Here is an 18,651-nt window from a genome sequence, read left to right as displayed (position 1 = left end):
GGTTGATCTTGTCGAGGTGCTGTGCGCGCAGCTCCTCGTTCTTGACGCCGAGGCCCTCCTTGGGGGCCAGGCAGAGGACGCCGACCTTGCCCTGGTGCTTGTTGTGGTGGACGTCGAGCGCGGCCTGGCCGGTCTCCTCGAGCGTGTAGGTGCGCGACAGGGTGGGGTGGATCTTGCCCTGCGCGATGAGGCGGTTGGCCTCCCACGACTCGCGGTAGTTGGCGAAGTGGCTCGAGATGATCCTCTTGAGGTTCATCCACAGGTAGCGGTTGTCGTACTCGTGCATGTAGCCCGAGGTCGACGCGCAGGTGGTGATGGTGCCGCCCTTGCGGGTGACGAACACGCTCGCGCCGAAGGTCTCGCGGCCCGGGTGCTCGAAGACGATGTCGATGTCCTCGCCGCCGGTGAGCTCGCGGATGGCCTTGCCGAGGCGCAGCCACTCCTTCGGGTTCTGCTGGGTGCCCTCCTCGTTCCAGAACTTGAAGTCCATCTCGGAGCGGTTGATGACCTTGTCGGCGCCCATGTTGCGCACGATCTGGGCCTTCTCCTCGTTGGAGACGACGCAGATCGGGTTGGCGCCGCCGTTGAGGGCGTACTGCGTGGCGAAGCCGCCGAGGCCGCCCGAGGCGCCCCAGATCAGGACGTTGTCGCCCTGCTTCATGTTGCCGCCGTTGGCGGAGACGAGCTGGCGGTAGGCGGTGCAGTTGACCAGGCCGGGGGAGGCGGCCTCCTCCCAGGTGAGGTGCTCCGGCTTCGGCATCAGCTGGTTGGCCTTGACCATGGCGACGTCGGCCAGGCCGCCGAAGTTGGTCTCAAAACCCCAGATCCGCTGCGACGGGTCGAGCATGGTGTCGTTGTGGCCGTCGGGAGCCTCGAGCTCGACCGAGAGGCAGTGCGCGACGACGCGGTCGCCCGGCTTCCACTTGGTGACGCCCGCGCCCACGGCGAGGACGACGCCGGACAGGTCGGAGCCGACGATGTGGTAGGGCAGGTTGTGCCGGGCGCCGAGCTCGGACTCCTTGCCGTAACGCTCGAGGAAGCCGAAGGTCGAGACCGGCTCGAAGATCGAGGTCCACACCGTGTTGTAGTTGATCGCGCTGGCCATGACGGCGACGAACGCCTCGCCGGGGCCGAGCTCGGGCAGGGCTACCTCGTCGACGTGGAGGGACTTGCGGGGGTCCTTCTCCTTCGAGGGCACGCCCTCGAACATGTCGACCTCGTCCTTGTGGACCGTCACGGCCCGGTAGGACGCGGGAAGCTCGAGGTTGGCGAAGTCCTCCGCGGAGGCCTCCGCCTGGATGGCGTCGAGGATGTGCTGCACGGTCGTCGTCTCCCTAGGAATCAAGTGCCCTGCCGCGAGGGGCGGGGCTGGCAGTCCGGCCGCGGCGAAGATACCGAGTGGTAACCACTCGTAGGTGGGTTCGTGACACTCATCTCATCGAGCATCAGCCACCCGGGCAGCGCGGCGCGGAGGTACGCCGTCCTGGGCTCGGCGGCGTCTCGATGGGTCACCATAGGCCCGTGACGTCGAATCTGGGTGGCGCGTCCACGGGAGGATCCCCCGACCGGGCTCCGGTGGACCTGAACGCCGACGTGGGGGAGTCCTTCGGGCGCTGGCGGCTCGGCGACGACGAGCGCCTGCTGCCGCACCTGACCAGCGCCAATGTCGCGTGCGGCTTCCACGCCGGCGACCCGCTGACCCTGCGCCGCACCTGCGAGACGGCGGTCGCCCACGGCGTGACGATCGGCGCGCAGGTGGGCTACCGCGACCTCGCCGGCTTCGGCCGTCGCTATATCGCGGTGCCGCCCGCGGAGCTGGCCGCCGACGTGCTCTACCAGCTCGGCGCCCTCGACGGGATCGCCCGGGCGGCGGGCGGCCGGGTCGCCTACGTGAAGCCGCACGGCGCGCTCTACCACGCGGTGAGCCGCCATCCGGAGCAGGCGTCGGCCGTCGTCGACGCCGTCAAGGCCTACGGCGAGCTGCCGGTGCTCGGCCTGGCCGGCTCGGCCTTCCTCGACGCCGTGGCGGAGGCCGGCCTGCAGCCGGTGGGCGAGGGCTTCGCCGACCGCGCCTACCTGCCGGACGGCGGCCTGGTGCCGCGCGGGGCGCCGCGAGCGGTGCTCACCGACCCGGTGGCGGTGGCGGCGCAGGCGGTCGAGCTGGCGCGCGGCGGCCGGGTGCGCTCGATCTGCGTGCACGGGGACTCGCCAGGGGCGGTGGAGTCGGCGGCCGCCGTACGGGCGGCGCTGGGCGATCTCGGGATCGCGGTCGGCGCCTTCGCCTGAGCTTTCCTCGTCCCACCCGGCATTCCTGTCCCCGAATCGGCGGATTCGGAGCAGGAATGCCGGGTGAGACCGGGGATCAGTGGCCGCCGTCGGCGGCCGGCTCGACCAGCTCGACGAGGACGCCGCCGGCATCCTTGGGGTGCACGAAGTTGATCCGGCTGTTGGCGGTGCCGCGCTTGGGCTCGGGGTAGAGCAGGCGCACGCCCTTGGCCTTGAGCGCGTCGACGACGGCGTCGAGATCGCTGACCCGGTAGGCGAGCTGCTGCATGCCCGGGCCGCTGCGGTCGAGGAACTTCGCGATCGTCGACTCGGAGTTGAGCGGCGCGAGCAGCTGGATGCACGAGCCGGAGTCGCCGACCGCGACCATCGCCTCGCGCACGCCCTGCTCCTCGTTGGTCTCCTCGTGCACGGCGACCATGCCGAAGGTGTCGCGGTAGAAGGCGATCGCCTCGTCGAGGTCGGGCACGGCGATGCCGACGTGGTCGATGGCGGTGAAGAGGTGCTGGGGAACGGCGTCCTTGATGCTCATGCGGGTCATTGTGCCGTCGGCCGACCGTAGGTCGAGAGGGGTGTGACATGTCACTCATCGACCGCACGCTGGACCCCTCGCGTGCGTCGGATACCCGCGAGTAGAGTCGAAAACGTTCCGACCACACGTCTGCACGGAGGAAACATGTCCGACAACCCCAGCGTCATCGTCGCCGGCGCGCGTACGCCGATCGGTCGCCACCTCGGCGCCCTCAAGACCCTGTCGGCGGCCGACCTCGCTGCCGTTGCGATCAAGGGCGCGCTGGAGAAGGCCGGCGTCTCCGGCGACCAGGTCGACTACCTGATCCTCGGCCAGGTCCTGCAGGCCGGTGCTGGCCAGAACCCCGCCCGCACCGCGGGTCTCGCGGCCGGCCTCCCGCCGCAGGTCCCCTCGATCACCATCAACAAGGTGTGCCTGTCGGGCATCAACGCCATCGCCCAGGCCGACCAGCTGATCCGCGCCGGCGAGGCCGACATCGTGATCGCCGGCGGCGCCGAGTCGATGACCCAGGCCCCGCACCTGCTGCCGAAGTCCCGCGAGGGCTTCAAGTACGGCGACACCGCGCTCGTCGACTCGCTCGCCTACGACGCGCTCTTCGACCAGGCCACCCAGCAGGGCATGGGCAACCTGACCGAGGCCACCAACGCGTGCCGCACCACCCCGCTGACGCGTGAGGAGCAGGACGCCTTCTCCGCCCGCTCGCACCAGCTCGCCGCCGCCGCGCAGAAGAACGGCATCTTCGACAACGAGATCGTTCCGGTCTCGATCCCGCAGCGCAAGGGCGACCCGGTCGTCGTCTCCGTCGACGAGGGCGTCCGTGGCGACACCACCGCCGAGGGCCTCGCCGGCCTGCGTCCGGCGTTCTCGAAGGACGGCACCATCACCGCCGCGTCGTCCTCGCAGATCTCCGACGGCGCCGCCGCGGTGGTCGTCACCAGCAAGAAGAAGGCCGAGGAGCTCGGCCTGCCGATCCTCGCCGAGATCGTGAGCCACGGCCAGGTCGCCGGCCCCGACTCGACGCTGCAGCTGCAGCCGGCCAACGCCACCAAGAAGGCGCTCGACAAGGCCGGCCTCACCGCCGCCGACCTCGACCTGGTCGAGTTCAACGAGGCCTTCGCCGCCGTCGGCATCGAGTCGGCCCGCGCGCTCGGCATCGACGAGGACAAGGTCAACGTCAACGGTGGCGCCATCGCCATCGGCCACCCGCTGGGCTGCTCCGGCACGCGCATCGTGCTGCACCTGGCGCTCGAGCTGCAGCGTCGCGGCGGCGGCCTCGGCGCGGCCGCCCTGTGCGGCGGCGGCGGTCAGGGCGACGCGCTGGTCGTGCGCGTTCCGCAGGCCTGATCGAGCCGGCTTGACCGACACAGCTACCGGGGGCGGCCGTCGCGGGATCACCGCGGCGGCCGTTCCTGGCCTGGTGGAGCGGGCGCGCGAGGGCGACCCGCGCTCGGTGGGACGGCTGGTCTCGCTCGTCGAGGACGAGTCGCCGCTGCTCCCGGAGCTGATGCGGGTCCTGGCGCCGTACGCCGGTCACGCGCGGATCGTCGGCCTGACCGGATCCCCGGGCGTGGGGAAGTCCACGTCGACCAACGCCCTCATCGGTGAGCTGCGCCGGCGCGGGCAGAGCGTCGCGGTGCTCGCCGTCGACCCGTCGTCCCCCTTCTCCGGCGGCGCGCTGCTCGGCGACCGGATCCGGATGGGCGACCACGTGCTCGACCCGGGCGTCTTCATCCGCTCGATGGCCGCGCGCGGCCACCTCGGCGGGCTGGCGTGGACCACGCCGCAGGCGTTGCGGGTCCTCGACGCGGCCGGCTTCGACGTCGTCCTGGTCGAGACCGTCGGCGTCGGCCAGAGCGAGGTCGAGGTCGCCGGCCAGGCCGACACCACGATCGTGCTGCTCGCGCCCGGCATGGGCGACGGGATCCAGGCCGCCAAGGCCGGCATCCTCGAGATCGGCGACCTCTACGTCGTCAACAAGTCCGACCGCGAGGGCGCTGACAAGGTGCGCCGCGACCTGCGCTCGATGCTCGGCCTCGCCGAGCGCCGCGAGGGCGCCTGGCGGCCTCCGGTCCTCAAGACCACCGCGTCCACCGGCGACGGGGTCACCGACGTCGTCGACGCGCTCGAGGAGCACGGCGACTGGCTGCGCGAGAGCGGCGAGCTGCAGCGTCGTCGCATCCGCCGCGCCCGCGGCGAGATCGAGACCCTCGCGCTCACCGCGCTGCGTCGCCGCTGGGGGAGTGTCGACTCCGGCGACCGGCTCGACGAGCTGGCCGCCGCCGTGGTGTCGGGTGCGACCGACGCCTACACGGCCGCCGACGAGCTCGCCGGATAGCTCGCCGGATAGCTCGTCGGATAGCTCGTCGGATAGCTCGTCTGCCGGCTCCGTCGACTACAGGCCCGAGCGCAGCTGCAGCACCGGCGGGCCGGGCAGCGGCCGCGCGACGTGGTCGGTGATCGAGAGCGTCGCGCTCCGCTCACCCAGCCGCAGCCCCTCGGGCGTGTGCAGGATGACGGTGAAGTCCTCGGTCGGCTCGGCGACGCCGTCGGCGGTCAGCGGGATCTCGACCCTCGCCTTCAGCTGTCCGGCCGGGATCACGACCCGCGTCGTCAGCGCCGGCAGGTCCTCGCCGACGGTCGCGGTGCCGGAGTGGGTAGTCAGCGTGAAGGCGGTGTCTCGACCGGCCTCGCGGTCCAGCCGGACCGTCACCACCGCGTGGCCGCCCTCGGCGCCGCCGCGGGCGGTGAGAGCCGCGGTCGGGGTGGGGTAGCCGGGTCGGCCGCGCTCGTCGAGCGCGGTGAAGCAGTAGCCGCGGCGCCGCGCCACCCGGATCACCTCGTCGACCGCGCCGACCGAGAGGGGAGAGCGGTTGACGCCGTCGTGCTGGAGCACGATGTTGGCGCCGGGGCGCAGCGAGGCCAGGATCCGGGCGGCGATCTGCTGCGAGTCGCCGGTCTTCCAGTCGAGGGAGTCCGTCGACCACAGCACCGGAACGTCGCCGACGTCGCGGACCGCACGACGCACGGTCGCGTTCTCGGCGCCGTACGGCGGCCGCATCAGCCGGGTCGGGTGGACGCCGGCCCGGCGCAGCGCGCGCTGGGTGGAGCGCAGGGTCCGCACGATCTCGTCGTAGGACTGGGTGCGCATGTTCTGGTGCGCCCAGCTGTGGTTGCCGATCAGGAAGCCCGCGCGCTCGACCTCGCGGGCCGCGGACGGGAGCGCCTGGACCCGCTGACCGACCATGAAGAAGGTCGCCGGGACGTGCTTGGCCACGAGCAGCCGCACCAGCCGGTGGGTCGTGCCGCGGACCGGGCCGTCGTCGAAGGTGAGCGCCACCTGTCCCTTGCATCCGCGCTGCTGCGCGGCGACCGGCGCTCCCGAGCGCTCGGCCTGCGCGTGCGCGGGTGTCGCCGGCACGACGGCGACGCCGGCCAGGGCGAGAGCCACCAGCAGCGAGCGGGTACGACGGAGCGGCACGCGCACAGCATGGACGCTCGCTCCGCGCGGCACCGGCATTTCGGCGATTCGGCGCCGTGGTGTCGCTCGCTGAGAGGATGAGGACGTGAAGGACGTCGTCATCCTCGGCTCGACCGGCTCGATCGGCACCCAGGCGCTCGACCTGGTCCGCGCCAACCCCGACCGCTTCCGCGTGGTCGGCCTGACCGCCGGCGGCAGCAACCCGGAGCTGTTCGCGCAGCAGGTCGCGGAGTTCGCGCCGCGCTTCCACGGGCTGGGGGAGGAGGCGAGCGTCGAGGCCGCGCAGCAGGAGTGCGACGTCGTCCTCAACGGCATCACGGGCGCGGTCGGGCTGCGACCGACACTGGCCGCGCTCGAAGCGGGCACGACGCTCGCGCTGGCCAACAAGGAGTCTCTCGTCATGGGCGGCGCGCTGGTGCTGGGCAAGGCCGAGCCCGGGCAGATCGTGCCGGTCGACTCGGAGCACAGCGCGCTCGCGCAGTGCCTGCGCGGCGGCACTCCCGACGAGGTACGGCGGCTGGTGCTCACCGCCAGCGGCGGCCCCTTCCGCGGCCGTACCCGCGCCGAGCTCGCCGACGTCACCCCCGAGCAGGCGATGGCCCACCCCACCTGGGACATGGGCCCGGTCATCACCATCAACTCCGCCACCTTGGTCAACAAGGGCCTGGAGGTGATCGAGGCGCACCTGCTGTTCGGCATCCCCTACGACCGGATCGAGGTCGTCGTGCACCCGACGAGCGTCGTCCACTCGATGGTCGAGTTCGTCGACGGCTCGACCCTGGTGCAGGCCAGCCCGCCGACCATGCTCATCCCGATCGCCCTCGGCCTGTCCTGGCCCGACCGGGTGCCCGACTCCGCGCCGCCGGTCGACTGGACCCGCCCGGAGACCTGGGAGTTCTTCCCACTCGACGACCAGGCCTTCCCCTCGGTCGCCCTGGCCCGTGAGGCGGGGCAGCGCGGCGGCACCGCCCCGGCCGTCTACAACGCCGCCAACGAGGTCGCGGTCGACGCCTTCCGGCGCGGCGAGCTGCCCTTCACCGGAATCGTCGACGTAGTCGCCAGCGCGGTAGCCGCCCACGACGTACGCTCGGATGAGCAGCTCTCCCTCGACGACGTGCTCGCCGCTGACGCGTGGGCCCGGGAGGCCGCCGCCCGCACCATCCGCGCCCCCCACTGATCGAGGACAGCGAACCAAAGCATGACCCCACTGCTCTATCTACTCGGCGTCCTCGTCTTCGCGACGGCGATCCTCGCGTCGATCGGACTGCACGAGCTGGGCCACATGATCCCGGCCAAGGCCTTCGGCGTGAAGGTCACCCAGTACTTCATCGGCTTCGGGCCGACGGTGTGGAGCAAGCAGGTCGGCGAGACCGAGTACGGCGTCAAGGCGATCCCGCTCGGCGGCTACGTCCGCATCGTCGGCATGTTCCCGCCGGCCGCCGTCGAGGTGGCCGACGAGGTCGAGATCGACGCCGACGGCAACCAGGTCGTCCGGGTCCGCAAGTCCGACACCGGCCTGTTCACCCAGCTCATCGCCGACGCGCGCGCCGCGGAGTACGAGACCGTGCGCCCCGAGGACGGCGACCGGCTCTTCTACAAGCTGCCGTGGTGGAAGCAGGTCATCGTGATGGGCGGCGGGCCGCTGGTCAACCTGGTCATCGCCTTCGTCATCTTCGTCAGCATCTTCGCGACCTACGGCAACGCGGGCGATCCGAAGACCGAGACCACGGTCCAGACGGTCAGCGCCTGCGTCCTCCAGCCGGAGGAGTCGGGCCGCACCTGCACCGACCAGGAGGTCGCCGAGCACCCGACGCCGGCCTACACGGCCGGGATCAAGGCGGGCGACCGGATGGTCTCCTTCAACGGCGTCGCCATCACCAGCTGGGCCCAGATGCAGAAGCTGGTCAAGGCCAACGGCACCGGTCAGGCGGTCGTGGTCGTCGAGCGCGCCGGCAAGCAGCTGACCTTCCACACCGAGACGACCGTCCGCCCGCCCGACCGCAAGGGTCAGAAGGTCGACAAGAAGGTCGGCTTCCTCGGCGTCATCCCCGAGAGCCACCCGACCACGGGCGGCGTCCTCTATACCGTCGACCAGATGGGCCACATGACCGTCGACGTCACCAAGGCGCTCGGCACCCTGCCGGTCAAGGTCTGGGGCGTCGCCAAGGCGATCGTCGGCGCCGCCCCCCGCGACCCGCTCGGCCCGGTGAGCATCGTCGGCGGTGGCCGACTTGCCGGCGAGGTCGCGTCCCACGACACGATCAGCGTCACCGACAAGGCGATCTCGCTGCTCCTGCTCATCGCCGGCTTCAACTTCTTCATCGGCATGCTCAACCTGGTGCCGCTGCTGCCGCTCGACGGCGGCCGGATCGCCACCGCTCTGTGGCAGGCGGTCCGGCGGGGCTGGGCCCGGCTGCGCCGGCTGCCCGACCCGGGCTATGTCGACGGCGCTCGGCTGCTGCCGGTCACCTACGTCGTCGCCGGCGCGCTGCTCATCATGGGCGTGGTCCTGATCGTCGGCGACATCGTGGTGCCCGTCCACCTCGAATCCTGATCCCACCCCTACGCCAACTAACCTGGATGCCATGACGTCGATCAGCCTGGGCATGCCCGCAGCTCCGCCGCCGGTGCTCGCCCCCCGTCGTACGACCCGCCAGATCCAGGTGGGCAAGGTCGGGGTCGGCAGCGACCACCCGATCTCGGTGCAGTCGATGACGACGACGCTCACCTCCGACGTCAACAGCACCCTCCAGCAGATCGCCGAGCTCACCGCCGCGGGCTGCGACATCGTCCGCGTCGCGTGCCCGAGCCAGGACGACGCCGACGCGCTTCCCGAGATCGCGCGCCACAGCCAGATCCCGGTGATCGCCGACATCCACTTCCAGCCGAAGTACGTCTTCGCCGCGATCGAGGCCGGCTGCGCCGCCGTCCGGGTCAACCCGGGCAACATCAAGAAGTTCGACGACCAGGTCAAGGAGATCGCGAAGGCGGCCCAGGACCACGGCACGTCGATCCGGATCGGCGTCAACGCCGGCTCGCTCGACAAGCGGCTGCTCGAGAAGTACGGCAAGGCCACGCCCGAGGCGCTCGTCGAGTCGGCGGTGTGGGAGGCCGGCCTGTTCGAGGAGCACGGCTTCCGCGACTTCAAGATCTCGGTCAAGCACAACGACCCGGTCGTCATGGTCCGTGCCTACGAGCTGCTCGCCGAGGCGGGCGACTGGCCGCTGCACCTCGGCGTGACCGAGGCCGGGCCGGCGTTCCAGGGCACGATCAAGTCGGCCACCGCCTTCGGTGCGCTCCTCTCGCGCGGCATCGGCGACACCATCCGGGTCTCGCTCTCGGCGCCGCCGGTCGAGGAGGTCAAGGTCGGCATCCAGATCCTGCAGTCGCTCAACCTGCGCCCGCGCAAGCTCGAGATCGTCTCCTGCCCGTCCTGTGGGCGCGCCCAGGTCGACGTCTACACGCTGGCCGAGCGGGTCACCGCCGGCCTCGACGGCCTCGAGGTCCCGCTGCGCGTCGCGGTCATGGGCTGCGTCGTCAACGGTCCCGGCGAGGCGCGCGAGGCCGACCTCGGCGTCGCTTCGGGCAACGGCAAGGGCCAGATCTTCGTCAAGGGCGAGGTCATCAAGACCGTCCCCGAGGCCGAGATCGTCGAGACCCTGATCGAGGAGGCGATGAAGATCGCCGAGACGATGGAGCCGGTCGACGGTGCGGAGCCGCAGGTCTCGGTCTCCTGACCTTCTCCCGCTCCACGCGTCGCAGGGCATAGGCTCCGAGGCGTGTTGACGACCCGGTCCGGCGTACGCCTGCTCTCGCGGGCGGACTTGGACGACTTCCTCGACCTGGCCCAGCAGGATCCGGTCGTCAACGTCTTCGCGGTCCACCGCGCCTGGTCGACCAACCTCGAGCCGCGCTGGCTCGGCGGCGAGATGTGGGGCCGGTTCGTCGACGGCCGGCTGGTCGCCGCCTGCCACGCGGGCGCCAACCTGGTGCCGATCCAGTGCGGACCGGCCGACGCCGAGGCCTTCGCGGAGCGGGCCCTGGCCCGACGCCGGATGGCCTCGACGATCGTCGGCCCGCAGGACGCCGTACGGCCGTTCTGGGACCGGGTCGAGTCGCACTGGGGGCGCCCTCGCGACGCCCGCTGGGACCAGCGGCACATGGTCATCACCGGTCCGCCCGCCGTCGCGCTCGACCCGCAGGTGCGCAACGGCGAGCAGGCCGACCTGCGCACGCTCTACCCGGCCTGCGTGGCGATGTACACCGAGGAGGTCGGCGTCTCGCCCGAGGCCAACGGCGGCGGCGACCTCTATCGCACCCGCGTGGCCCAGCTGGTCGGGCGCCGCTGGTCCTTCGTCCGGTACGACGGCGGCGAGCTCGTCTTCAAGGCCGAGGTCGCCTGCGCGAGCGCCGACGCCGCCCAGATCCAGGGCGTGTGGGTGCCGCCGCACCGCCGCAACCAGGGTTTCGCGACGGCGGGGATGGCGGCCGTCGTCGAGCAGGTGCGTGCGTCGATCGCGCCGACCGTGTCGCTCTACGTCAACGACTGGAACCACGCCGCGCGGGCGGCGTACGAGCGGGTCGGGTTCGTGGAGACGACCCGGTTCGCCACCGTGATGTTCTGAAGCATCGGGGTTACTGGTTCGCACCCGGCCGGACCGCCGCCGTAGGCTTCGCCCCGTGCTGATGCGGATGTCGACCCTGTTCGTTCGGACCCTGCGCGAGGACCCCTCCGACGCGGAGGTCCCGAGCCACCGGCTGCTGGTGCGCGCCGGCTACATCCGCCGCGCCGCGCCGGGCATCTACACCTGGCTGCCGCTCGGCCTGGCCGTGCTGCGCAAGATCGAGGGCATCGTCCGCGACGAGATGAACGCCATCGGCGCGCAGGAGGTCACCTTCCCCGCGCTGCTGCCGCGCGAGCCCTACGAGGCGACCGGTCGCTGGGCCGAGTACGGCGACAACATCTTCCGGCTCAAGGACCGCAAGGACGCCGACTACCTGCTCGGGCCCACGCACGAGGAGATGTTCACGCTCCTGGTCAAGGACATGTACTCGTCCTACAAGGACCTGCCGCTGAGCCTCTACCAGATCCAGACCAAGTACCGCGACGAGGCGCGGCCGCGCGCCGGCCTGCTGCGCGGTCGCGAGTTCACGATGAAGGACTCCTACTCCTTCGACGTCGACGACGCCGGCCTGGACGCGTCGTACCAGAAGCACCGCGAGGCCTACGTCCGGATCTTCGACCGGCTCGGCTTCGACTACGCCATCGTCAAGGCGACCGCCGGCGCGATGGGCGGCTCGAAGTCCGAGGAGTTCCTCGCCAAGGCCGCGGTCGGCGAGGACACCTACGTCCGCTGCACCCACTGCGACTACGCCGCCAACGTCGAGGCCGTCGAGGTCCGCCCGCCGGCCCCCGTGTCCTACGCCGGCGCACCTGCCGCGCACGTCGAGGACACCCCCGACACGCCCACGATCGACACCCTCGTCGACCACCTCAACGCGGCGTTCCCGCGCGACGACCGCCCCTGGACCGCCGGCGACACGCTCAAGAACGTGCTCGTCATGCTCAAGCACCCCGACGGCACGCGCGAGCCGCTCGCCATCGGCCTGCCCGGCGACCGCGAGGTCGACCAGAAGCGGCTCGAGGGCCAGCTCGAGCCGATCGAGGTCGAGCCCATGGACGAGACCGAGTTCGCCAAGCACCCGGCGCTCGTCAAGGGCTACATCGGGCCCGGCGTCCTGGGCGAGGAGGGCAAGTCCGGCATCCGCTACCTCGTCGACCCGCGCGTCGCCGAGGGCACCGCCTGGGTGACCGGCGCCGACGAGCCCGGCCGCCACGTCGTCGACCTGGTCGCCGGCCGCGACTTCACCGCCGACGGCACCATCGAGGCCGCCGACGTCCGCGACGGCGACGCCTGCCCCAACTGCACCGAGGGCACGCTGGAGTCCGCGCGCGGCATCGAGATGGGCCACGTCTTCCAGCTCGGCCGCAAGTACGCCGAGGCGCTCGACCTCAAGGTCCTCGACGAGAACGGCAAGCTGGTCGTCGTCACCATGGGCTCCTACGGCATCGGCGTCACCCGCGCGGTGGCCGCCATCGCCGAGAACACCCTCGACGAGATCGGCCTGTGCTGGCCGCGCGACGTCGCCCCCGCCGACGTCCACGTCGTGGCCGCCGGCAAGGAGGAGGCCGTGTTCGCGGCCGCCGAGGAGCTCGTCGCCGGCCTCACCGGCGCCGGCCTCGACGTCATCTACGACGACCGCGCGGGCAAGATCAGCCCCGGCGTGAAGTTCAAGGACGCCGAGCTGATCGGCGTCCCGACCATCGTCACGGTGGGCCGGGGTGTCGCCGACGGCGTCATCGAGGTCAAGGACCGCCGTACCGGCGAGCGTCAGGAGGTCGCGCTCGACGGCGCGGCCGCCGCGATCGCCGCGCTGGTGCGCGGCTGAGGGTGACCCGGGTCGCGCCGCCTGTCGGCGGCGCACCCTAGCCTTCGGGCATGACGATCGACGCGGTGCTCTTCGACTGGGGCGGGACGCTGACCGCCTGGCACGACATCGACTTCCACGCGGAGTCGCTGGCCCTGGCACAGGCCGTGCTGACCACCCCCGACACCTCAGACGACCACCACGCGTTCGCCGCGCGGCTGCACGAGGCCGGCAGTGTGATCTGGGGGCGCAGCCGCGACCACCAGGAGAGCGCGACGATCGGCGACCTGTTCTCGGTCGCCGGGCTCGACCACGACGCCGAGCTGCTCGACGCCTACTACGCGTTCTGGGAGCCGCACACGCTCACCGACCCCGAGGTCCGGCCGCTCTTCACCTGGCTGCGCGAGCAGGGGATCAAGGTCGGCATCCTGTCCAACACGATCTGGCCGCGGGAGTGGCACCGCGGCTACTTCGAGCGCGACGGCGTCCTCGACCTCATCGACGGCGACGTCTACACCAGCGAGATCCCGTGGACGAAGCCGTCGCCGCGCGCCTTCGAGGCCGCCATGGACGCCGTCGGCGCCACCGACCCGGCGCGCTGCGTCTACGTCGGCGACCGCCTCTACGACGACATCTGGGGCGCCCACAACGCCGGGCTGCGTGCCATCCACATCCCGCACAGCGCCATCCCGGCCGACCAGATCGGCCACACCGAGGGCGACCCGGACGCCGTCGCGCAGCGCCTCTCCGACCTGCCCGACATCCTCGCCGGCTGGCGCTGACCTTCCCAGGGCTGCGTACCTGCGACATGGCGTCGCGGTTGCAGGTTTGTGCACTGCACATTTATGAGGATCGGAGTTGCGGGCACGGGTGGGCGTTCTGTTGCATGATTGTGCACACGGTGACGGTGAGCCCCACCTCTCCCCTCACCCGATGACCGTTGTCCCCGGTCACCAGCGGTTCGCGACCCCGGCTTCGGGGGACGTCTCGGGAGTTCCCCGGATGTCGAGGTCGCGAACCGCTGGCGTTTTTGCCCTCACCTCGGTAGCCCCCTCAGCCGGCGCTGCGGCCGGCCGTCGTCACAGGCCCGGCAGCCGGTCCGGCGACGCGCCGAACCCCAGCTCGCGCACGGCGGCGTCGAGCAGCGCGGCGATCGCCCACGCGCGGGTGTCGTCGGCGGTGCTTGCCACCAGGTAGGCGTAGGTCTTGGCGGCCGAGCCCTCCAGCGCGCGGGCGCGGGTGGTGACGAGCGCGGGCGTGCTCAGGTCGGCGGGGAGCTCGTAGCCCGGCTCGGCGGCGACCGGTACGGCGCCCGCGGCGCGGACCATCGCGATCAGCTCGTCACGTCGCGTCCGGTGCAGCGTGTACGACGCCGTGAGGCTCGCGTACAGCGTCGGGGTGCGCGACTGGGAGGTCTGCGCGCCGAGCGCGCCGTACACGAAGACGGCGGCGTGCTCGGCGGCCAGCGTCAGCTGGAGGGCGTCGACGGCGGTCATCCCAGGACCGCCCGCTGCTGGGCGACGGCGGCGGCCATCGAGGCGAGGAGCTGGGCGAGCGCGCCGCTCTGGGCCGACTGGGCGGCGGCGACGAGCTGGTTCTGCAGGCCGGCCTCGGCGGCGAGGAGCTGGTTGCGGGCGGGGCCGCGGCCCGCGGCGACCTTCGGCGACTGCGTGCCGGAGGCGGGAGTGCCGCCGAGCTCGCGGACGTGGGCGTCGTGCAGGCGGGCGAGGCGGGCGCCGATCCGGGCGAGGGCCGGCACCTGGGTGCCGACCTGTGTGGCGAGCGCGGCCGTCGTCGACAGGACCGCGACGACCTTGTCGACGAGGGCGCTGTCGGCGTCGTCGGCGGGTGCGGTGGGGGAGACGGTGGCGCCCGGCGCGGGCGACACGCCCGAGTCCAAGCTGTCGCCGATCAGCCGGTCGACCGCGTCGCAGCCGGTCACGGCGAGCGCCAGGCCTCCGAGTCCGCCGGCGACGACGAGGCGCCGGGAGGCAGGGGTGAGGGGCGCGGGCACGCGGTGACCCTACCGGGCCGGGTATCGTGGTCCCCGCACAGCCACAACAGGACACGGGGAGGACTCGGATGGGTACTCATTCCGCTCAGGGAGCGACAGTCGAGCGGATCGAGCAGGTCCTCGTCGCCCCGCTGGCCGAGCTGGGCCTCGACCTCGAAGCCGTGGAGCTGACGCCGGCCGGCAAGCGCCGCGTCCTGCGCGTCGCCCTCGATGCCGACGGCGGGCTCTCGCTCGACGACGTCGCCGCGGCGACGAAGGTCATCGACCGCGTGCTCGAGGACGACGGCCCCGACGGCGGCAGCAAGGCGATGGGACAGCAGCCCTACACGCTCGAGGTCACCTCGCGCGGCGTCGACCGGCCGCTGACACTGCCCCGCCACTGGCGGCGCAACGAGGGCCGCCTGGTCAAGCTGGTCCGCGAGGACGGCGAGCAGTCCGCCGAGCTGGTCGGCCGGATCGGCGCCAGCGACGACGAGGGCGTGACCCTCGACGTGGCGGGCAGCGAGGTCCGGGTGCCCTACGGCGAGGTGCGCAAGGCACTGGTGCAGATCGAGTTCAACCGCAAAGACAAGGACGCCGACTGATGGACATCGACCTCAGCATCCTCCGCACGCTGGAGCGCGAGAAGGAGATCAAGTTCGACGTCCTCGTCGAGGCGATCGAGCAGGCGCTGCTCACGGCGTACCACAAGACCGAGGGCTCGGTCGCGCACGCGCGGGTCGAGCTCAACCGCAAGACCGGGCACGTCACGGTGCTGGCCACCGAGGTCGACGCCGAGGGCAACAAGGTCGGCGAGTACGACGACACGCCCGACGGCTTCGGCCGGATCGCGGCCACGACCGCGAAGCAGATCATGCTGCAGCGGCTGCGCGACGCCGAGGACGAGATCAAGTTCGGTGAGTTCTCCGGCAAGGAGGGCGACATCATTTCAGGCGTGATCCAGCAGGGTCGCAACCCCGACGACGTCCTCGTCGACCTCGGCAAGATCGAGGCGCAGCTGCCCGCCAGCGAGCGGGTCCCCGGTGAGGACTACAGCCACGGCACCCGCATCAAGTGCCTCGTGGTGTCGGTCCGCAAGGGCATGCGCGGCCCGCAGATCACGCTGTCGCGCTCGCACCCGAGCCTGGTCAAGAAGCTCTTCGCGCTCGAGGTCCCCGAGATCGCCGACGGCACCGTCGAGATCTCCGCGATCGCCCGCGAGGCCGGTCACCGCACCAAGATCGCGGTCCGCTCCACCGTCTCCGGCGTCAACGCCAAGGGCGCCTGCATCGGCCCGATGGGCCAGCGGGTGCGCAACGTGATGTCCGAGCTCGGCGGCGAGAAGATCGACATCGTCGACTGGTCCGACGACCCGGCCACCCTGGTCGCCAACGCGCTGTCCCCGGCGCAGGTGCAGTCGGTCACCGTCGTCGACGCCGCAGCGCGCTCGGCGCGGGTCGTCGTCCCCGACTTCCAGCTCTCGCTGGCGATCGGCAAGGAGGGCCAGAACGCCCGCCTCGCCGCGCGGCTCACCGGCTGGCGGATCGACATCCACTCCGACGAAGAAGACTGAGCGGAACCGAACGCCGGGCCGTGCCGTCACTGAGGCATGGTCCGGCTCCCGGCGCTCGGCGTCGTCCTGCTCGCGCTCGTCCTCTCCGCCTGCGGCGCGGAGCCGTCCGAGCCACGCGCGCGCTCGGCTGACTGGACCAGCCAGCGGCTCGCCGGCAAGGTCGGTGACGACCAGCAGGCGCTGATGACTGCGGACGGCGACGACGTCCTGGTGCTGCTCGTCTCGGGCGAGGGCGTCGTCCAGCCGCACCTGTCGGTCGACGGCGCCCGGTTCGAGGCGGGGCAGCCGGTCGCGACCGGGCTGCCCGACCTGGTCCAGCTCGGCGGGCCCGTCCGGCGCGCCGACGGCGGCTGGCTCGCGGTCGGCTCGGGCGGACCGGACATCGCGCCCGTCGTCCTGCGCAGCGACGACGGCCTGCACTGGACCGCCACCCGGCCGCAAGGCTTCGCCCACCCGGTCGACGTCGCCGGCCTCGTCGCCACGCCCGACGGCGCCGCCGTGGTCGGGGCCTACCGGACCGCAGCCGACCCGGGCATGGGTGGCTTCCGGGCGCAGGCCTGGACGACGACCGACGGCGCCGCGTTCACCGAGGTGGAGCTGCCGGGCGTGCCCGCCGTACAGGGCTATCGGACCGAGTCGTGGGTGTCGCAGATCGCGGTCGTCGGCGGCGGTGACCTGCTCGCGACCGGTCGCGTCGGCCGGGACGCGCGTGCCTGGCGATCGGACGACGGCGGCGCGACCTGGACGGGCGTCGACGACCCCGTCCTCGGCCAGGCGTACGACGTGACCGGGCTCGTCGCCGACGGTGACCGCGTCGTCGCCACGGTGACCGGACGCGACCACGTGACGCTGACCTCCGCCGACGGCGGCCGCACCTGGCGGGGGAGCGACGCGCTCCCGGCCGCGGAGGAGGACTCCGGCCGGTCGACGCTGTGGCAGGCCGGCACCCGGGTGCTGACCCTGCGCGACTCGGTCGCCGCCGGCGTCGACTGGAGCAGCCCCGAGGTCTGCTACGCCGACCTCGCCCAGTGCGGACAGCAGCCGCCGGCCCACCTCCTCGTGAGCGACGACGGCGAGCGGTGGCGGGCCGCCGACAGCCCGCCGACGGCGTGGCTCGACGACGTCGTCGGCACCGCCGACGGCCGGGTGCTCGTCCTGCGCCGTGAGCGCGGCGGCGTCCTGGTCGGCACCTGGCCCGCCGGCCGGCCGCTGCGAGCCGCGCCCGACGACGCCCGCCCGAGGACCGTCGACCTGGTGACCCTGCCGCGCGACGCCAAGCCGGAGGTCGGCGTCCGCTATGCCGCGCCGCTGTTCACCCACTGCGGCATCTCCCGCATCGTCTTCGGCGCCACGTGGTGGCAGCGCACCGACGACGGCCCCGACTACGAGACCGGCGCCGGCGACGAACCGATCCCGGGCTGGCCGATCCCGCGCGGGGGCGGCGATGTCTACGGCTTCGCGACCCTCGGGGCCGACGGCACGCTGACCTACGCCGACGCCGACGGGACCGTCCTCGCGACGTACCAACCGGCCGCCGAGGGCTTCGGGTGTGACTGATCTCGCTCGGCGAGCCGGTCCCGGTTCGTGATCTCCACCGCCCGGGCGGTAGAGTTGCCCCTCGGTGGCACGCCGACTGAATTCCCCTGCTCGCTCTGACGATCCCTCGCTCGAGGGCCCCGTCCGGACCTGCATCGGATGCCGTAAGCGGGCCGCCAGAAGCGAGTTGTTGCGGGTGACCGCCGGCTCGGGGCCCGACGGCCGCACGGTCGCCGTCCCCGATCCTGACGGCACCGCGCCGGGACGTGGAGCGCACGTGCACCCCACGACCGGTTGCTACGACCTCGCGGTGCGGCGGAAGGCCTTCTCCCGCGCGCTCCGGCTCACGCCGGGCGCGGGTGGCTTCTCCAGCGCGCCGGTGGGGGACTACGTCGCCTCGCTGATCGATCCGACCGAACCCGTCAACAGAGACTGGAGCAACAGCTCATGAGCACTCGATGAGTACCTCGCGATGAGCCAGTTCGTTCTGCTGCACCACCCGTCAACGGTCTGAGATCCCCGGCTTGGGTCTTGGGCCAGAAGGAGAAACGTGGCCAAGACCCGAGTTTCCGAACTCGCTAAGAAGTACGGCATCAAGAGCGCCGACGCGCTCAAGATGCTCAATGACATCGGAGAGTTCGCCAAGACGGCGTCCTCGAGCATCGAGCTTCCCGCTGTGAAGAAGTTCGAGGCGACCTACGGCGCCGAGCTTCTCTCGAAGATGAAGCCGGGCGACGCCGCGGCCGCCGAGGCGCCCGCGAAGCCTGCTGCTCCCAAGCCCGCACCGGCCAAGAAGGCCGCGCCCGCCCCCGCTCCGGAGGCGCCCG

The 18,651-nt window shown here is 72.0% G+C and carries 19 protein-coding genes; 14 read left to right on the top strand and 5 right to left on the bottom strand.

From position 1 onward, the window contains the following. The coding region (gene ccrA, locus AB4880_RS13675; protein WP_367919765.1) for a crotonyl-CoA carboxylase/reductase at nucleotides 1-1,321 on the bottom strand (1,321 nt) is incomplete at its 3' end. 200 nt (nucleotides 1,322-1,521) lie between these two features. Here ccrA and AB4880_RS13670 point away from each other — a divergent pair. Beyond that, nucleotides 1,522-2,286 (top strand): LamB/YcsF family protein, encoded by a 765-nt coding sequence (locus AB4880_RS13670; protein ID WP_367919764.1) that lies wholly within the window; start codon nucleotides 1,522-1,524, stop codon nucleotides 2,284-2,286. Nucleotides 2,287-2,362: 76 nt separating this feature from the next. Here the strand turns inward: AB4880_RS13670 and mce are convergent, their stop codons facing one another. Further along, nucleotides 2,363-2,824 (bottom strand): methylmalonyl-CoA epimerase, encoded by a 462-nt coding sequence (gene mce / locus AB4880_RS13665; protein WP_379228922.1) that lies wholly within the window; start codon nucleotides 2,822-2,824, stop codon nucleotides 2,363-2,365. Between the two features lie 135 nt (nucleotides 2,825-2,959). On the opposite strand from mce, the gene AB4880_RS13660 reads away from it, so the two are divergent. Both AB4880_RS13660 and meaB read left to right on the top strand, forming a co-directional pair. Further along, nucleotides 2,960-4,159 carry an acetyl-CoA C-acetyltransferase gene (locus AB4880_RS13660; RefSeq protein ID WP_367919762.1) on the top strand — a complete coding sequence of 400 codons (1,200 nt, stop codon included), beginning with the start codon at nucleotides 2,960-2,962 and terminating at the stop codon, nucleotides 4,157-4,159. Between the two features lie 10 nt (nucleotides 4,160-4,169). Next, nucleotides 4,170-5,150 (top strand): methylmalonyl Co-A mutase-associated GTPase MeaB, encoded by a 981-nt coding sequence (gene meaB, locus AB4880_RS13655; protein WP_367919761.1) that lies wholly within the window; start codon nucleotides 4,170-4,172, stop codon nucleotides 5,148-5,150. A gap of 57 nt (nucleotides 5,151-5,207) precedes the next feature. Here the strand turns inward: meaB and AB4880_RS13650 are convergent, their stop codons facing one another. Further along, nucleotides 5,208-6,299 carry a polysaccharide deacetylase family protein gene (locus tag AB4880_RS13650; RefSeq protein WP_367919760.1) on the bottom strand — a complete coding sequence of 364 codons (1,092 nt, stop codon included), beginning with the start codon at nucleotides 6,297-6,299 and terminating at the stop codon, nucleotides 5,208-5,210. Nucleotides 6,300-6,378: 79 nt separating this feature from the next. Here AB4880_RS13650 and dxr point away from each other — a divergent pair, with 79 nt between their 5' ends. The 6 genes from dxr to AB4880_RS13620 are packed head-to-tail and all read left to right on the top strand — an operon-like array spanning nucleotide 6,379 to nucleotide 13,504. Further along, nucleotides 6,379-7,470: a 1-deoxy-D-xylulose-5-phosphate reductoisomerase gene (dxr, locus tag AB4880_RS13645; protein WP_367919759.1), complete on the top strand. Its 1,092-nt coding sequence runs from the start codon at nucleotides 6,379-6,381 to the stop codon at nucleotides 7,468-7,470. Between the two features lie 21 nt (nucleotides 7,471-7,491). Next, the gene (locus tag AB4880_RS13640) at nucleotides 7,492-8,847 is read left to right on the top strand and encodes a M50 family metallopeptidase (protein WP_367919758.1); all 1,356 of its coding nucleotides are present in this window, start codon (nucleotides 7,492-7,494) and stop codon (nucleotides 8,845-8,847) included. Between the two features lie 31 nt (nucleotides 8,848-8,878). Continuing rightward, nucleotides 8,879-10,030: a flavodoxin-dependent (E)-4-hydroxy-3-methylbut-2-enyl-diphosphate synthase gene (ispG, locus tag AB4880_RS13635; protein ID WP_367919757.1), complete on the top strand. Its 1,152-nt coding sequence runs from the start codon at nucleotides 8,879-8,881 to the stop codon at nucleotides 10,028-10,030. A 42-nt stretch (nucleotides 10,031-10,072) separates the two neighbouring features. Further along, nucleotides 10,073-10,918, top strand: coding sequence for a GNAT family N-acetyltransferase (locus AB4880_RS13630; protein WP_367919756.1), 846 nt, complete (start codon nucleotides 10,073-10,075; stop codon nucleotides 10,916-10,918). Between the two features lie 55 nt (nucleotides 10,919-10,973). Further along, nucleotides 10,974-12,743, top strand: coding sequence for a proline--tRNA ligase (locus tag AB4880_RS13625; protein ID WP_367919755.1), 1,770 nt, complete (start codon nucleotides 10,974-10,976; stop codon nucleotides 12,741-12,743). Nucleotides 12,744-12,793: 50 nt separating this feature from the next. Further along, nucleotides 12,794-13,504, top strand: coding sequence for an HAD family hydrolase (locus AB4880_RS13620; protein WP_367919754.1), 711 nt, complete (start codon nucleotides 12,794-12,796; stop codon nucleotides 13,502-13,504). Between the two features lie 297 nt (nucleotides 13,505-13,801). Here the strand turns inward: AB4880_RS13620 and AB4880_RS13615 are convergent, their stop codons facing one another. Further along, the gene (locus tag AB4880_RS13615; RefSeq protein ID WP_367919753.1) at nucleotides 13,802-14,218 is read right to left on the bottom strand and encodes a DUF4439 domain-containing protein; all 417 of its coding nucleotides are present in this window, start codon (nucleotides 14,216-14,218) and stop codon (nucleotides 13,802-13,804) included. Further along, complete coding sequence (locus AB4880_RS13610) at nucleotides 14,215-14,736, bottom strand: hypothetical protein (RefSeq protein WP_367919752.1); 522 nt, start codon at nucleotides 14,734-14,736, stop codon at nucleotides 14,215-14,217. Before AB4880_RS13610 ends, AB4880_RS13615 begins: the two co-directional genes overlap by 4 nt. A gap of 68 nt (nucleotides 14,737-14,804) precedes the next feature. On the opposite strand from AB4880_RS13610, the gene rimP reads away from it, so the two are divergent. The 5 genes from rimP to AB4880_RS13585 form a co-directional block, all read left to right on the top strand. Continuing rightward, entirely contained in the window at nucleotides 14,805-15,320 is a 516-nt protein-coding gene (gene rimP, locus AB4880_RS13605) for a ribosome maturation factor RimP (protein WP_367919751.1), read from the top strand. Continuing rightward, nucleotides 15,320-16,288: a transcription termination factor NusA gene (gene nusA / locus AB4880_RS13600; RefSeq protein ID WP_367919750.1), complete on the top strand. Its 969-nt coding sequence runs from the start codon at nucleotides 15,320-15,322 to the stop codon at nucleotides 16,286-16,288. Before rimP ends, nusA begins: the two co-directional genes overlap by 1 nt. A gap of 36 nt (nucleotides 16,289-16,324) precedes the next feature. Then, on the top strand, nucleotides 16,325-17,845 hold the full coding sequence (locus tag AB4880_RS13595; RefSeq protein WP_367919749.1) for a hypothetical protein: 1,521 nt from the start codon (nucleotides 16,325-16,327) through the stop codon (nucleotides 17,843-17,845). Nucleotides 17,846-17,909: 64 nt separating this feature from the next. Then, entirely contained in the window at nucleotides 17,910-18,275 is a 366-nt protein-coding gene (locus AB4880_RS13590) for a YlxR family protein (protein ID WP_367919748.1), read from the top strand. A 99-nt stretch (nucleotides 18,276-18,374) separates the two neighbouring features. Further along, on the top strand, nucleotides 18,375-18,651 hold a 277-nt coding region (locus tag AB4880_RS13585), incomplete at its 3' end, for a translation initiation factor IF-2 N-terminal domain-containing protein (protein WP_367919747.1).

The organism is Nocardioides ginsengisoli, assembly GCF_039537225.1.
Lineage (GTDB): Bacteria > Actinomycetota > Actinomycetes > Propionibacteriales > Nocardioidaceae > Nocardioides > Nocardioides ginsengisoli.
Note: the sequence above shows the minus strand (reverse complement) of the source record. Positions and strands in the feature narration are given on the sequence as shown.

Bases quoted from the DNA above. Each gene is read 5' to 3' on its own strand.
- mce (WP_379228922.1), bottom strand. From the start codon at position 2,824: ATGACCCGCATGAGCATCAAGGACGCCGTTCCCCAGCACCTCTTCACC.
- AB4880_RS13660 (WP_367919762.1), top strand. From the start codon at position 2,960: ATGTCCGACAACCCCAGCGTCATCGTCGCCGGCGCGCGTACGCCGATC.
- AB4880_RS13640 (WP_367919758.1), top strand. From the start codon at position 7,492: ATGACCCCACTGCTCTATCTACTCGGCGTCCTCGTCTTCGCGACGGCG.
- ispG (WP_367919757.1), top strand. From the start codon at position 8,879: ATGACGTCGATCAGCCTGGGCATGCCCGCAGCTCCGCCGCCGGTGCTC.
- AB4880_RS13620 (WP_367919754.1), top strand. From the start codon at position 12,794: ATGACGATCGACGCGGTGCTCTTCGACTGGGGCGGGACGCTGACCGCC.
- AB4880_RS13615 (WP_367919753.1), bottom strand. From the start codon at position 14,218: ATGACCGCCGTCGACGCCCTCCAGCTGACGCTGGCCGCCGAGCACGCC.
- rimP (WP_367919751.1), top strand. From the start codon at position 14,805: ATGGGTACTCATTCCGCTCAGGGAGCGACAGTCGAGCGGATCGAGCAG.
- nusA (WP_367919750.1), top strand. From the start codon at position 15,320: ATGGACATCGACCTCAGCATCCTCCGCACGCTGGAGCGCGAGAAGGAG.
- AB4880_RS13595 (WP_367919749.1), top strand. From the start codon at position 16,325: ATGGTCCGGCTCCCGGCGCTCGGCGTCGTCCTGCTCGCGCTCGTCCTC.